12 protein-coding genes are annotated in these 12,588 nt (G+C 67.0%); 6 read left to right on the top strand and 6 right to left on the bottom strand.

Annotated elements, in window-relative coordinates:
* The first annotated feature begins 22 nt into the window (after window positions 1–22).
* From AAID08_RS02585 to AAID08_RS02575, 3 genes are read left to right on the top strand one after another with little or no spacing between them, the layout of a single operon-like run.
* On the top strand, window positions 23–1,375 hold the full coding sequence (locus AAID08_RS02585) for an FAD-dependent oxidoreductase (protein ID WP_395757325.1): 1,353 nt from the start codon (window positions 23–25) through the stop codon (window positions 1,373–1,375).
* A 19-nt stretch (window positions 1,376–1,394) separates the two neighbouring features.
* The gene (locus AAID08_RS02580) at window positions 1,395–2,615 is read left to right on the top strand and encodes a 3-hydroxybenzoate 6-monooxygenase (protein ID WP_395757324.1); all 1,221 of its coding nucleotides are present in this window, start codon (window positions 1,395–1,397) and stop codon (window positions 2,613–2,615) included.
* Window positions 2,616–2,642: 27 nt separating this feature from the next.
* Window positions 2,643–3,818: an ABC transporter substrate-binding protein gene (locus AAID08_RS02575; RefSeq protein WP_395757323.1), complete on the top strand. Its 1,176-nt coding sequence runs from the start codon at window positions 2,643–2,645 to the stop codon at window positions 3,816–3,818.
* A gap of 100 nt (window positions 3,819–3,918) precedes the next feature.
* On the opposite strand, the gene AAID08_RS02570 is transcribed toward AAID08_RS02575, so the two are convergent.
* On the bottom strand, window positions 3,919–4,281 hold the full coding sequence (locus AAID08_RS02570) for a glyoxalase superfamily protein (RefSeq protein WP_054503354.1): 363 nt from the start codon (window positions 4,279–4,281) through the stop codon (window positions 3,919–3,921).
* A gap of 84 nt (window positions 4,282–4,365) precedes the next feature.
* On the opposite strand from AAID08_RS02570, the gene AAID08_RS02565 reads away from it, so the two are divergent.
* Window positions 4,366–4,725 (top strand): hypothetical protein, encoded by a 360-nt coding sequence (locus AAID08_RS02565; protein ID WP_175168381.1) that lies wholly within the window; start codon window positions 4,366–4,368, stop codon window positions 4,723–4,725.
* A 140-nt stretch (window positions 4,726–4,865) separates the two neighbouring features.
* Here AAID08_RS02565 and AAID08_RS02560 read toward each other — a convergent pair whose 3' ends face one another.
* The 5 genes from AAID08_RS02560 to AAID08_RS02540 form a co-directional block, all read right to left on the bottom strand.
* Window positions 4,866–5,882, bottom strand: a complete 1,017-nt coding sequence (locus AAID08_RS02560) for a tripartite tricarboxylate transporter substrate binding protein (RefSeq protein WP_049070977.1) — start codon at window positions 5,880–5,882, stop codon at window positions 4,866–4,868.
* A 266-nt stretch (window positions 5,883–6,148) separates the two neighbouring features.
* A complete protein-coding gene (locus tag AAID08_RS02555; protein ID WP_049070976.1) occupies window positions 6,149–6,889 on the bottom strand; it encodes an amino acid ABC transporter ATP-binding protein in 741 nt (246 codons plus the stop codon).
* Window positions 6,890–6,949: 60 nt separating this feature from the next.
* Window positions 6,950–8,053 carry an amino acid ABC transporter permease gene (locus tag AAID08_RS02550; protein ID WP_175144231.1) on the bottom strand — a complete coding sequence of 368 codons (1,104 nt, stop codon included), beginning with the start codon at window positions 8,051–8,053 and terminating at the stop codon, window positions 6,950–6,952.
* A 1-nt stretch (window position 8,054) separates the two neighbouring features.
* Window positions 8,055–9,245 carry an amino acid ABC transporter permease gene (locus AAID08_RS02545; protein ID WP_054419126.1) on the bottom strand — a complete coding sequence of 397 codons (1,191 nt, stop codon included), beginning with the start codon at window positions 9,243–9,245 and terminating at the stop codon, window positions 8,055–8,057.
* 127 nt (window positions 9,246–9,372) lie between these two features.
* Window positions 9,373–10,389: an amino acid ABC transporter substrate-binding protein gene (locus AAID08_RS02540; RefSeq protein WP_006386905.1), complete on the bottom strand. Its 1,017-nt coding sequence runs from the start codon at window positions 10,387–10,389 to the stop codon at window positions 9,373–9,375.
* 315 nt (window positions 10,390–10,704) lie between these two features.
* On the opposite strand from AAID08_RS02540, the gene AAID08_RS02535 reads away from it, so the two are divergent.
* Window positions 10,705–11,418 (top strand): cell division ATP-binding protein FtsE, encoded by a 714-nt coding sequence (locus tag AAID08_RS02535; protein WP_006392660.1) that lies wholly within the window; start codon window positions 10,705–10,707, stop codon window positions 11,416–11,418.
* A complete protein-coding gene (locus AAID08_RS02530; RefSeq protein ID WP_336236314.1) occupies window positions 11,415–12,323 on the top strand; it encodes a permease-like cell division protein FtsX in 909 nt (302 codons plus the stop codon). The genes AAID08_RS02535 and AAID08_RS02530 overlap by 4 nt, the downstream gene beginning before the upstream one ends.
* Window positions 12,324–12,588 lie beyond the last annotated feature (265 nt).

The following is a 12,588-nucleotide window of genomic DNA, read 5'->3' as shown; positions in this document are numbered from 1 at the left end:
GCAGGACAGCAAGGAGACAAGCATGACCCTCACCGAACCCGCCCGCCAGGTGCCGCTCTATGGCGAATACGACGTTGTCGTGCTGGGCGGCGGCCCCGCCGGCATCCTGGCGGCTGCCAGCGCCGCCCGCAACGGCGCCAGCGTGCTGCTGGTGGAACGCTATGGCTTTCTCGGCGGCATGGGCACGGCGGCGGGCGTCTCCAACTTCTGCGGCCTGCACGCCAACGTGCGCGGCGCCATCCGCCAGGTGGTGCACGGCATGACGGACGAGCTGCTGGACCGCATGCGCGCGCTGGACGGCCTGAACGACCCGCACCTGATCCTGGGCAAGATCCACGCCCAGGCCTACGACATCTCGGCCTTCAAGTGCGCCGCCGACGGCATGGTGCAGGACAGCGGCGCAAAAATACTGTTCCACGCATTGGCCACCGGCCTGACGCGCGACGCCGCAGGCAATGTCGACGCGCTGTTCCTGGAGACCAAGTCCGGTCGCTGCGCGGTGCGCGGCAAGGTCTTCATCGACTGCTCGGGCGACGCCGACATCGCGCAATGGGGCGGCCTGCCGTTCGAAAAGGGCGACGCGCACGGCCACATGCTCTACCCCACGCTGATGTTCAAGGTCGGCAACGTCGACGGCGCCCGCGCCCAGGAGGCCTGGAAGACCATTCCCCAACTGATGGACCAGGCCGCCGCCAGCGGCGAATTCACCTTCCCGCGGCGCGGCGCCATCGTGCGGCCGCAAAAGCATGACTACGAGTGGCGCGTCAACGTCACGCAACTGGCCAACGCCGACGGCAGCGCGGCCGACGGCACCGACGCCGCCTCGCTCTCGGCCGGCGAGCTGGAAGGCCGCCGCCAGATCACCGAATACCTGAAGTTCCTGCGCGCCAAGGTGCCGGGCTTCGAAAACGCCTATGTGCTCGACATCGCGCCGCAGCTCGGCATCCGCGAAACCCGCCGCATCGTCGGCGAGGCCATGCTGACCAAGGAAGACGTGCTGGGCTGCGCCGACTTCGAGGACAGCATCGGCGTGAACGGCTGGCCGCTGGAAATGCACACCGCCGGCGACGTGCAATGGCTGTGGCCGCCGATTCCGGAATCGCGCGGCTACAACCAGCTCCCTTTCCGCATGATGGTGCCGCGCCGCGGTCCCGGCGTCGCCGGCAACGTGCTGGTGGCCGGACGCTGCGCCTCGATGACGCACGAAGGCCAGTCGGCCGCCCGCGTCAGCGGCAGTTGCTTCGTCATGGGCGAGGCCGCCGGCACCGCAGCCGCCATGGCGCTGCGCGACGGCCATGCGCCCGCCGACGTGCCGGTGGCGGCGCTGCAGGCGCAACTGCAACGGCAAGGCGCCTTCCTCGGCCGACAAGAATGAATACGCAAGGAACCTGGCAATGAATGCAACTCCCGCAAAGAACCCGCCCCAATCCGTCATCGTCGTGGGCGGCGGCATCGGCGGCCTGGCCGCGGCGCTGGCGCTGACGCGCCAGGGCATCGCGGTGCAACTGCTGGAACAGGCCGCGCACATCGGCGAGATCGGCGCCGGCATCCAGCTCGGCCCCAACGCCTTCGCCGCGCTCGACGCGCTGGGCGTGGGCGCCACGGCGCGCCAGCGCTCCGTCTTCACCGACCACATCATCATGATGGACGCGGTCGACGCACGCGAAGTGGTGCGCATCGACACCGGCGAGGCCTTCCGCGAACGCTTCGGCGGCCCCTACGCCGTGATCCATCGCGCCGATATCCATCTGTCGATCCTGGAAGCGGTGCAGCAGAATCCGTTGATCCGCTTTCGCACCTCGACGCAGATCGCCGGCGTGGCGCAGGACGGCAAGCGCGTGGAGGTCACCGACACCGAAGGCAACCGCTACCAGGCCGACGCCGTGGTGGGCGCCGACGGCGTCAAGTCCGTGATCCGCGGACACCTGATCGGCGATCCGCCGCGCGTGACCGGCCACGTGGTCTACCGCGCCGTGGTCGAGCGCGACAACATGCCCGAGGAACTGCGCATCAACGCGCCGGTGCTGTGGGCCGGCCCGCACTGCCACCTGGTGCACTACCCGCTGCGCGGCGGCCAGCAATACAACCTGGTGGTGACCTTCCACAGCCGCGAGCAGGAACAATGGGGCGTACGCGAAGGCAGCAAGGAGGAAGTGCTGTCGTATTTCCAGGGCATCCACCCGCGCCCGCACCAGATGCTGGACCGCCCCACGTCGTGGAAGCGCTGGGCCACCGCCGACCGCGAGCCGGTCGAACAGTGGGGCCAGGGCCGAATGACGATCCTGGGCGACGCCGCCCACCCCATGACCCAATACATGGCCCAGGGCGCCTGCATGGCGCTGGAAGACGCGGTGACCTTGGGCGAGGCCGTCAAGCGTTGCGACCACGATCTGGAGGCCGCCTTCCGGCTGTACGAATCGGTGCGCATTCCGCGCAGCGCGCGCGTGGTCTGGTCGACCCGCGAGATGGGCAGGCTCTATCACGCGCGCGGTGTCGAACGCACCGTGCGCAACATGCTGTGGACCGGCCGCGGCCAGTCGCAGTTCTACGACGCGTTGCAGTGGCTCTACGGCTGGAAGGTGGAGAACTGTCTCGCGGGACCCATCCAGCCATAAAAAAAGCAGGCACAGGAGGAGACAACCATGACGACACGCATCACCCGCGGCGGCGCCGCGCTGCTGCTGGCGCTGGCCGCCGGCGGCGTCCAGGCCCAGCAGAAACCCGTGGACATCGGCTTCATCGGCACGCTGTCCACGCCCGCCGGCTACATCGGCGAGGACGAGCGCGACGCCTTCATGCTGGCGGTCAAGGAAGGCGGCGGCAAGCTCGGCGGCGTGCCGGTCAACGTGCGCGTGGAGGACGACGCGCTCAAGCCGGCCAACGCCAAGCAGATCGCCGACAAGATGGTGCAGGGCGGCGTGCGCCTGTTCACCGGCGTGAACTTCTCCAACGTCATGGCGGCGGTCGGGCCGACGGTGCTCAACGCCGGCGGCTTCTACGTCAGCCTGAACGCCGGCCCCTCCAACTACGCCGGCAAGGCCTGCAATCCCAACTACTTCGCCGTCGCCTTCCAGAACGACTCGTACGCCGACACCGCCGGCATCGCCGCCAACGAGCTGGGCGCCAAGCGCGTCGTCGTCATGGCGCCGAACTACCAGGCCGGCCGCGACGCCGTCGCCGGTTTCAAGCGCACCTACAAGGGCGAGATCGCCGAGGAGATCTACACCAAGCTGGAACAGGCCGACTTCTCGGTCGAGCTGGCGCGCATCCGCGCGCTCAACCCGGACGCCATCTTCCAGTTCCACCCGGGCGGCGCCGGCATCAACCTGACCAAGCAATACGCCAACTCCGGCCTGGCCGACAAGGTCAAGATGATCACGCCCATCTACTCGATGGACGAACGCATGCTGGCCGCCACCGGCACCGCCGGCAAGGGCTTCTACCTGAGTTCGCTGTGGAGCGCGGACCTGGACAACCCGCAGAACAGGCACTTCGTCGAAGCCTTCACCAAGGCCTACAACCGCGCGCCCACCGCCTATGCGGCGCAGGCCTACGACACCGCCAACCTGATCGCCTCGGGCCTGAAGGCCGTGGACGGCGACATCACCGGCAAGGCCGACGCGTTCCGCCACGCGCTGCGCCGTGCTGACTTCCCCAGCGTGCGCGGCAAGTTCAAGTTCGGCCCCAACCAGCACCCCGTGCAGGACTGGTATCTGCTGCACATCGAGGCCGGCGCGGACGGCAAGCTGGTCTACAGGAATCTCAAGGTCATCGCCCGCGACCACACCGACGTGCACGCGGCCGACTGCAAGATGTAGCCGCCGAGGACCTGGCGTCGCGGATCCGCCGGGAACGTTGGAGCGCGCGCGGCGCTACCTGGGCGTGCGCGCGCGCGCCCGGGTAGCGCGGCTCATGGACTCAGTCTTGCGATTCGCAGAACGTCAGGCGGTTGCCGAACGGGTCGGTCACCCGCAGCAGCCGGCCCCAGGGCGCGTCCTCGACGCCGGGCCGCGCGTAGCCGTACTGCTTGCCGATCAGTTCGGCCTGGTAATCGTCGACGCCGGTGGTGCGCACGAAGATGGCCGCGCCCGGCGTGGCATCGCCGTAGTGCTCGCTCAGGTGCAGCACCAGCTCGCCGCGATGCACCTGCGCGTACAGCGGCAGGCCCGGTTCGAAGCGATGTTCCCAGTCCCACTCGAAGCCGAGGAAATCCAGGTAGAACTCGCGCGCCTTCTCGACCGAAAAGATGCGCAGGATGGGAATGGCGGGGGACAAATGCATGATCAGGCCTTAGTATTCGAGGGATCGCGCCTGCCCACTACCGAGCGTGCGCGCATCTCGCCAGCATAAATCAAACCGGTTGCCATGCCCGACGCCCAAGCCGCATCCTGGAAACACCTGCCCGCGCCGAAGAAGCGCGCGGCGCTGCCCTTTGACGCCACCTACACGGCCGACCAGTACGCCCGCCTGCGGCAAGGCCGCATCCCGCGCGAAATGGAAGACAAGTGGTTCATCTATCTCGACGAGGGCGTGTTGCGCTTTCATCGCAGTTGGACCGGCATCTGGATCTACGCGCTGCGGCTGGAGGCCGCGGGCGACCAGTGGCGCGCGCATGAGGCGTGGGTGAACCGCGAGGCCGACCAGTACGGCTGCACCGACCTGGACACCGACCGCAGGCTGCTGACGCGGTTGGTCGACGGCCTGCTGGCCGCGCCGCGCGAATGATCGAACGGCGGGGATGACCGAAGCGTGGGGATGAAGCGCGGGCGCCGCGATCGCGGCGCCCGGCGGATACGCCGCCCCGACGGACAGGGGCGGCGTCAGGCCCGGCGCGTTCCCGACGAAACGCGCCAGGCGCGCCGGCCTCAGTTCAGGCTGGCGCCGGAAATCTTCACGATCTCCTGGTACTTGGCCTTCTCGTTCTTGACGAACTCGGCGAAGGCTTCGGGCGTCATGGGCGGCGCTTCCGAACCCATCGTCAGCAGGCGCTGCTTGACGTCGGGCTGCTGCATCGCTTCGGCGTAGGCCTTGTTCAGCTTGGCCACCACCGGCGCCGGCGTGCCGCCGGTCGTGAAGACGCCGAACCAGGTGCCCAGGTCGAAGCCCTTGATGCCCGACTCTTCCACCGTCGGCACGTCGGCCAGCAGCGACGAGCGCTTGGCCGTGGTCACGGCCAGCGCCTTGACCTTGCCGTCCTTGATCAGCGGAGCCGAAGCCGCCAGGTTGTCGAACATGAAGTCCGACTGGCCGGACAGCAGCGCCAGTTGCGCCGGGGCCGCGCCCTGGTAGGGAATGTGCTCGACGTTGATGCCGGCGCGCGCCTTGAGCAGTTCGCCCGACAGGTGGCCGGCGCTGCCGTTGCCGCCCGAACCGTAGTTCAGCTTGCCCGGGTTCTTCTTGGCGTACTCGATCAGGTCCGACAGCTTCTCGATCTTGTTCTTGGCGGCGAACTCGACGTTCATCACCAGCACGTTCGGCACCGACGCCACGATGGTGACCGGGGCGAAATCCTTCACCGGGTCATAGGGCAGGTTGGCGAACAGCCAGGGGTTGATGGCGTGGGTCGCGACGGCGCCCATCACCAGGGTGTAGCCGTCGGCCGGGGCCTTGGCCACCAGGTCGGCGCCGATGTTGCCGCCGGCGCCCGAGCGGTTTTCCACCACGACGGGTTGGCCGAGCGAGCCGCGCACCTTCTCGGCCAGCATGCGGGCCATGGTGTCGAGCGGGCCGCCGGGCGGGTAAGGCACCACGAAGCGCAGCGGCTTGGTGGGGAAATCGGTGTTCTGCGCCAGCGCGGGCGCGCCCAGGGCCAGCGTGGCGGCCAGGGCCGCGGCGCCGCCCAGCAGGACACGGCGCATGGCGCCGCGGGGGGTCTGTTTCATTTGGTTTGCTCCTCTCATTGCATCGATGGCGGTCGGTAGCATACCGCAGCGGGGTGAACGGCGTAACAAAGGGATACCGGGAGAACCACGCGCTTTTCCCGTGAACGGCACGCCCCGGCCGACTGGAAACAACGTGCGCCGGCCACCCCGGCGTGCTCGGCGCCTTTCCTTTCGCGCCGCTTCGCCAACGGCCGGCGCCCAAAGAAAAGCCGCCTTCCAGGGAAGGCGGCTTCGGTTCGGGTCGCGGCGCCCGGCGGCGCCCGGCCTCAATGCAGGATCTGGCTCAGGAACAGCTTGGTGCGCTCGTTCTGCGGGTGGTCGAAGAACTCGTCCGGGCTGTTCTGCTCGATGATCTCGCCGCGGTCCATGAAGATGACGCGGTTGGCGACCTTGCGCGCGAAGCCCATTTCGTGGGTCACGCACAGCATCGTCATACCGCTTTCCTGGGCCAGGTTGACCATCACGTCCAGCACTTCCTTGACCATTTCCGGGTCCAGCGCCGAGGTCGGCTCATCGAACAGCATGATCTTGGGGCTCATGCACAGCGAACGGGCGATGGCCACGCGCTGCTGCTGGCCGCCCGAGAGCTGGCCGGGGAATTTCTTGGCCTGGTCCGGGATGCGCACGCGCTCCAGGTATTTCATGGCCGTGGCCTCGGCTTCGGCGCGCGGCTTCTTCAAGACCCACATCGGGCCCAGCGTCAGGTTCTCCAGCACCGTCAGGTGCGGGAACAGGTTGAAGTGCTGGAACACCATGCCGACGTCCTTGCGGATGGTCTCGATGTGCTTGAGGTCGTTGGTGAGCTCCGTGCCGTCCACGATGATGTGGCCTTTCTGGTGCTCCTCGAGCCGGTTGATGCAGCGGATCATGGTGGACTTGCCCGAGCCGGACGGCCCGCACACCACGATGCGCTCGCCCGGCGCCACGTCCAGGTTGATGTTGCGCAGCACGTGGAACTGGCCGTACCACTTGTTCACGTCCTGCAGTCGAATGATGGCATCAGACATGCCTGTACTCCCGTAAATATCGCATTGCGGGTCCGCCGGTGGCGGACCCGCGGCAAGGTTCTAGCGTGCGTGGCCCGTGGCCAGGCGTTTTTCCAGCGCCTGGCTGTATTTGGACATGGAGAAGCAGAAGACGAAGTAGATCAGCGAGATGAACAGATACGCCTCCACCCCGAATCCGCGCCATGCCGCGTCGGACAGGGCCGCCTTGGCCGCCAGCGTCAGGTCGAAGATGCCGATGATCACCACCAGCGACGTGTCCTTGAACAGCGCGATGAAGATGCTGACCAGCGGCGGGATCACGATCTTGAGCGCCTGCGGCAGGATGATCTTGCGCATCTGCTGCCAGTAGTTCAGGCCGAGCGAATCGGCGCCTTCGTACTGGCCCTTGGGGATCGCCTGCAACCCGCCGCGCACCGTTTCGGCGATGTACGCGGCCGCGAACATGATGATCGCGATCTGCGCGCGCAGCAGCTTGTCGATGGAGAAGCCTTCGGGCAGGAACAGCGGCAGCATCACCGACGACATGAACAGCAGGCTGATCAGCGGCACGCCGCGGATCAGCTCGATGTACACGACGCACAGCGCCTTGATGGCCGGCATCTTCGAGCGCCGGCCCAGGGCCAGCAGCACGCCGATGGGGAAGGCGAAGGCGATGCCGAACGTCGACAGGATCAGCGTCAGCGGCAGGCCGCCCCAGCGCGCGTTCTCGACGTAGGTCAGGCCCAGCACGCCGCCCCACATCAGGATCGCCACGGCGGTCAGGCCGACGGTCCAGATGATGGCGAGCTTCCAGTTCCAGAAACGGCGGATGCCGCTGCACACGATCACCGCGACCAGGATGATGGTCGCGATCAGCGGCCGCCATTGTTCGTCGTAGGGATAGGTGCCGAACAGGATCAGCCGGTGCTTCTCGATGATGAAGGCCCAGCAGGCCCCGCCCACCGAGGCGCGGCATTCCTGCGCGTTGGCGGCGGTGAAGTTGGCGCGGATAACCGCCCACTCGACCAGCGCCGGCACCGACATCAACAGGAACCACGCCAGCAGCACCGTGATCAGGATGTTCAGCGGCGAGGAAAACAGGCGCGAGCGCAGCCACGCCCACGCGCCGACATGGGTCTTGGGCGGCGGCAGCCCTTCGCTGGGGGTATGCGTAGTGCTGCTCATATCAACGCTCCACCAGCGCGATGCGCTTGTTGTACCAGTTCATGAAGATCGAGATCGACAGGCTGACCGTGAGGTACGCGCCCATGATGATGAGAATGCCCTCGATGGCCTGCCCGGTCTGGTTCAGCGTGGTGTTGACCACCGACACGATGTCCGGGTAGCCGATGGCCACGGCCAGCGAGCTGTTCTTGGTGAGGTTGAGGAACTGGCTGGTCATCGGCGGGATGATCACGCGCAGCGCCTGCGGCAGCACCACCAGGCGCAGCACCTGCTTGCGGCGCAGGCCCAGGGCCCCGGCCGCTTCCCATTGGCCATTGTTGACCGCCTGGATGCCCGAGCGCACCACTTCGGCGATGAAGGCCGAGGTGTAGATCACCAGGCCCGCCAGCAGCGCGGCGAACTCCGGCGACAGCGTCAGGCCGCCGCTGAAGTTGAAGCCCTTCAGTTCCGGCATGTCCAGCGTCAGCGAAGCGCCGCTGACCAGCCAGCCGATCACCGGCAGGCCGATCAACAGGCCGATGGCGGCGCGGCCCAGCGGGAACACGTGGCCGGTGGCTTCCTGGCGCTTCTTGCCCCAGTGGCCCAGGAACAGGATGGCGACGATGGCCAGGCCCAGGCCGGCCAGCATCCAGTCGAGCGAGTTGCCTTCCAGCGCCGGCACCTTGAGGCCGCGGTTGGAGATGAACACGCCCGGCAGCGGGTTGTGCGCCTGGCGCGGACCCGGCATGTTCTCGGTGATCAGCGCATACCAGAAGAACAACTGCAGCAGCAGCGGCACGTTGCGCATCACTTCGACGTAGACCGAGGTGATCTTGGCCACGAGCCAGTTCTTGGACAGCCGGCCGACGCCGATCAGCGTGCCGAGGATGGTCGCCAGCACGATGCCGAGCACGGCCACGCGCAGCGTGTTGAGCAGACCCACCCAGATGGCGCGGCCATAAGTGTCGGCGGGGGTGTAGGCGATGGGCGTTTCACCGATGGCAAAACCGGCCTCGCGTTGCAGGAAACCGAAGCCCGTGGCGATGTTGCGCACGGACAGGTTGTGAAGCGTGTTTGAAACCAGGAACCACACCGCCAGCGCGACGGCGGCCAGTGCGATCACTTGATAGACCACGGCGCGCACGCCGGGATCGTTCCAGTTCAGACGCCGGGGGGGTGCCGAAATCGGGGCGTTTTTATTTGAAGTCGTCATGAATGAATCTACAGAAGTCGGACACCGGGCAGCGGGGGCCTTGCGGCCCGCGCCGTCCACTCCTGCCGCCCGCTCGAAGGCGGGCTAGGCATGGCGCCATACTGGCGCCATGCCGGGCAGCCGTGTGTTAGCGCACCGGCCAGCCGTACATCAAGCCACCTTGCTTGTAGCTGGCGTTCAGGCCGCGCTCCAGCTTCATCGCGCTGCTCTTGCCGAGCGTGGCTTCGAAGCTTTCACCGTAGTTGCCGACCTGCTTGATGATGTTGTAGGCCCACTTGTCGTCCACGCCCAGGTTCTTGCCCATGCCCGGGGTCACGCCCAGGATGCGCTGGATGTTGGGATTGGTGCTCTTGGTCATTTCATCGACGTTCTTGGACGTGATGCCGTATTCCTCGGCTTCCAGCATCGCGTTCAGCGACCAGCGGATCACGTTGAACCATTGCTCGTCGCCCTGGCGCACCATGGGGCCCAGCGGCTCCTTGGAGAAGTCTTCCGGCAGGATGATGTACTTGTCCGGATTCTCCAGCGTGGTGCGGGTCGAGGCCAACTGCGACTTGTCGGTCGTGAAGGCATCGCAACGGCCGGCCGAGAAGGCGCGGATGATTTCGTCGTACTTGTCGATCACGACGGGCTTGAATTCGATCTTCTGGCCACGGAACCAGTCGGCCAGGTTCAGCTCGGTGGTGGTGCCCGGCTGCACGCAGATGGTGGCGCCGTTCAGTTCCTTGGCGCTCTTGACGTTCAGGTCCTTCGAGACCATGACGCCCTGGCTGTCGTAGTAGTTCACGCCCACGCCGATCAGGCCCAGGGTGGTGTCGCGCGTCAGCGTGACGGTGGTGTTGCGGGTCAGCACGTCCACTTCGCCCGATTGCAGGGCGGTGAAACGCTGCTGCGTGTTCAGCGGCGTGACCTTGAACTTGCTGGCGTCGCCGAACATGGTAGCGGCGACGGCGCGGCACAGATCCACGTCCAGGCCCTTGTACTCACCCTTGCTGTCCGCGATCGAGAATCCCGGAATGCCGGTCGAAACGCCGCATTGGACAAACCCTTTCTTCTTGACGTTATCGAAGGTCGCACCCGCATTGGCAGCCGCGGACGCAGCGAACAGGGCGGTGCCAATGGCAGCGAGTTTCAGTACTTTCATCTTGATCTCCGTAGGGGTGTTGCGAAGCCGAACGCAAGGCCGGGTTGGGCTTTACGCATGGGGCGGATGGTAGCGTCCGCAAAGCGGCCTCCGCATCCGGGAATTCCCTTGAAATATAGGGACACTGGACGAAATCAAATGGGGTTTTGCGATAAAAACGGGGACACATTTTCGTTCGAAAAAACGTGTCCAACCGGTCACTTTTATGCAGCGTCCGCGGTCACATCAGGACACTTTTTCCCGCGCGGCCCTCGCGCGGTTTTAGGCCAGCTTACTGTCCCCGAGTTAATATTGCGGCTTCATCCGACAGCCGCCATGATCGAATTCCAGCACGTATTCAAATCGTATGGCCGCGGCCGCAATATCCTGGCCGACATCAACTTCCGCGTGAGCGCGGGCGAGTTCGTTTTCGTGTCGGGGCCTTCCGGCGCCGGCAAGTCGACCCTGCTCAAGCTGATCGGCGGGCTCGAGCCCGCCAGCCGGGGCTCCATCCAGGTCAACGGCCAGCGGCTCGACAAGCTGCCTGCCCGCGCCCGGCCCTACCTGCGCCGCGCCGTGGGCGTGATCCTGCAGGACACGCACCTGCTGTTCGATCGCAGCGCGTTTGAAAACGTGATGCTGCCGCTGGCCGTCACCGGCCATCCCGGCGATTCGGCCGCCGCCCGCGCCCGCGCCGCGCTGGACAAGGTCGGCCTGTCGGGCAAGGAAGATCTCAACCCCATCGAACTGTCGGGCGGCGAGCAGCAGCGCCTGGCGATCGCGCGCGCCATCGTCAACCGACCCGCCATCCTGATCGCCGACGAACCCACCGCCAACCTCGACCACGACAACGCGCAGCGCATCATGAATGTGTTCCGCGACTTCAACCGCGTCGGCGTCACCACGCTGATCGCCTCGCACGACCAGGAACTCATGGCGCGCTACGCCACCCGCACCCTGCGCATCGACCCGGGCAAGTTCGCCGACTCGCACGGCGCCGCCACGCCCCCGGCCGACGCCGGCCACGGCATCGCGGGAGAACCGGCATGAACGCCTGGCTGCGGCAGCATCGCTATGCGCTCATGGTCACCCTGCGCCGGCTGGTCAAGCAGCCGTTCTCGTCGCTCGCCAACCTGCTGGTGATGGCGCTGGCGCTGGCCCTGCCGTTGCTGGGCAGCGCCATCCTGGTGTCGGTGCAGCCGGTGGCGCGGCAGATGTCGGTCACCCCCGAAGTCACCGTCTTCATGCGGGTCGACGCGCCCGCCGGCGCCGCCGCCGACGTGGCCAGGCGCATCCAGGGCGAATACGCCAACGACGTGCGCGCGGTGCGCGTGGTCGGCCGCGACGACGCCCTGGCCGACCTGCGCGCCAACCCCGCCTGGCAGCAGGCGCTGGCCGTGTTGCCCGGCAACCCCCTGCCCGATGCGGTGGTGGTGACGCTGGCCGACGGCGAAGACCTGGCCGGCCGCGCCGATAAGCTGGCGCGCGCCTGGAAGCAATGGGACCAGGTGGATCTGGTGCAACTGGACAGCGCCTGGGTCCAGCGGCTGGAGGCCATCCTGCGCTTTGCCCGCATCGGCCTGGGCTTCCTGGCCGCCTGCGTGGCGGTGGTGGTGCTGGCCACGGTGTTCAACACCGTGCGCATGCAGGCCCTGTCGCAGCGCGAGGAGATCGCCGTGGCGCGGCTGGTGGGCGCCACCGAGTCGTTCGTGCGGCGGCCGTTCCTGTACCTGGGCGCGCTGTCCGGCGCCCTGGCCTCGCTGCTGGCCATCGGCGTGGCGGCGGTGGCGCTGTCGCCGCTGAACAACGCCCTGCTCGGCCTGGCCCGCAGTTATGGGGCTGAATTCGCCCTGCATCTGCCGGGCACTCCCGTGCTGCTGGCCGCCATCGTCGCCTCCGCCGCCCTGGGCGCGCTGTCGGCGCGCTGGTCCGTCACACGCAGCACGCGATTCTGAAGGGCATCGGGCTTCGTCTGATTTCCCTCAAGATCGAGCCGCCTAAAGCCACGTATAGCCCCCGTTCTTCCCCGTGATCCGGGGAACGGCCCTACCCCGCCGTGGGTAGGATGGCAGCACCTGCCTGCCACGGCCCCGCGCGACCCGGCGCCAGGCGGACGGCCAACTCGTGTCGCGGCCGCCCGAGCATTGCCCCCGGGCGCCAGAATGACACCCGGTCGACGGCCAAACTGCCATATTTTTCAGGGACATAACAAAGTTGCGG

Source organism: Achromobacter sp. EB05, assembly GCF_044232075.1.
Classification (GTDB): domain Bacteria; phylum Pseudomonadota; class Gammaproteobacteria; order Burkholderiales; family Burkholderiaceae_B; genus Achromobacter; species Achromobacter dolens.
The sequence above is the reverse complement of the archived record's forward strand: the minus strand, read 5'-3'. Positions and strand labels throughout refer to the sequence as shown.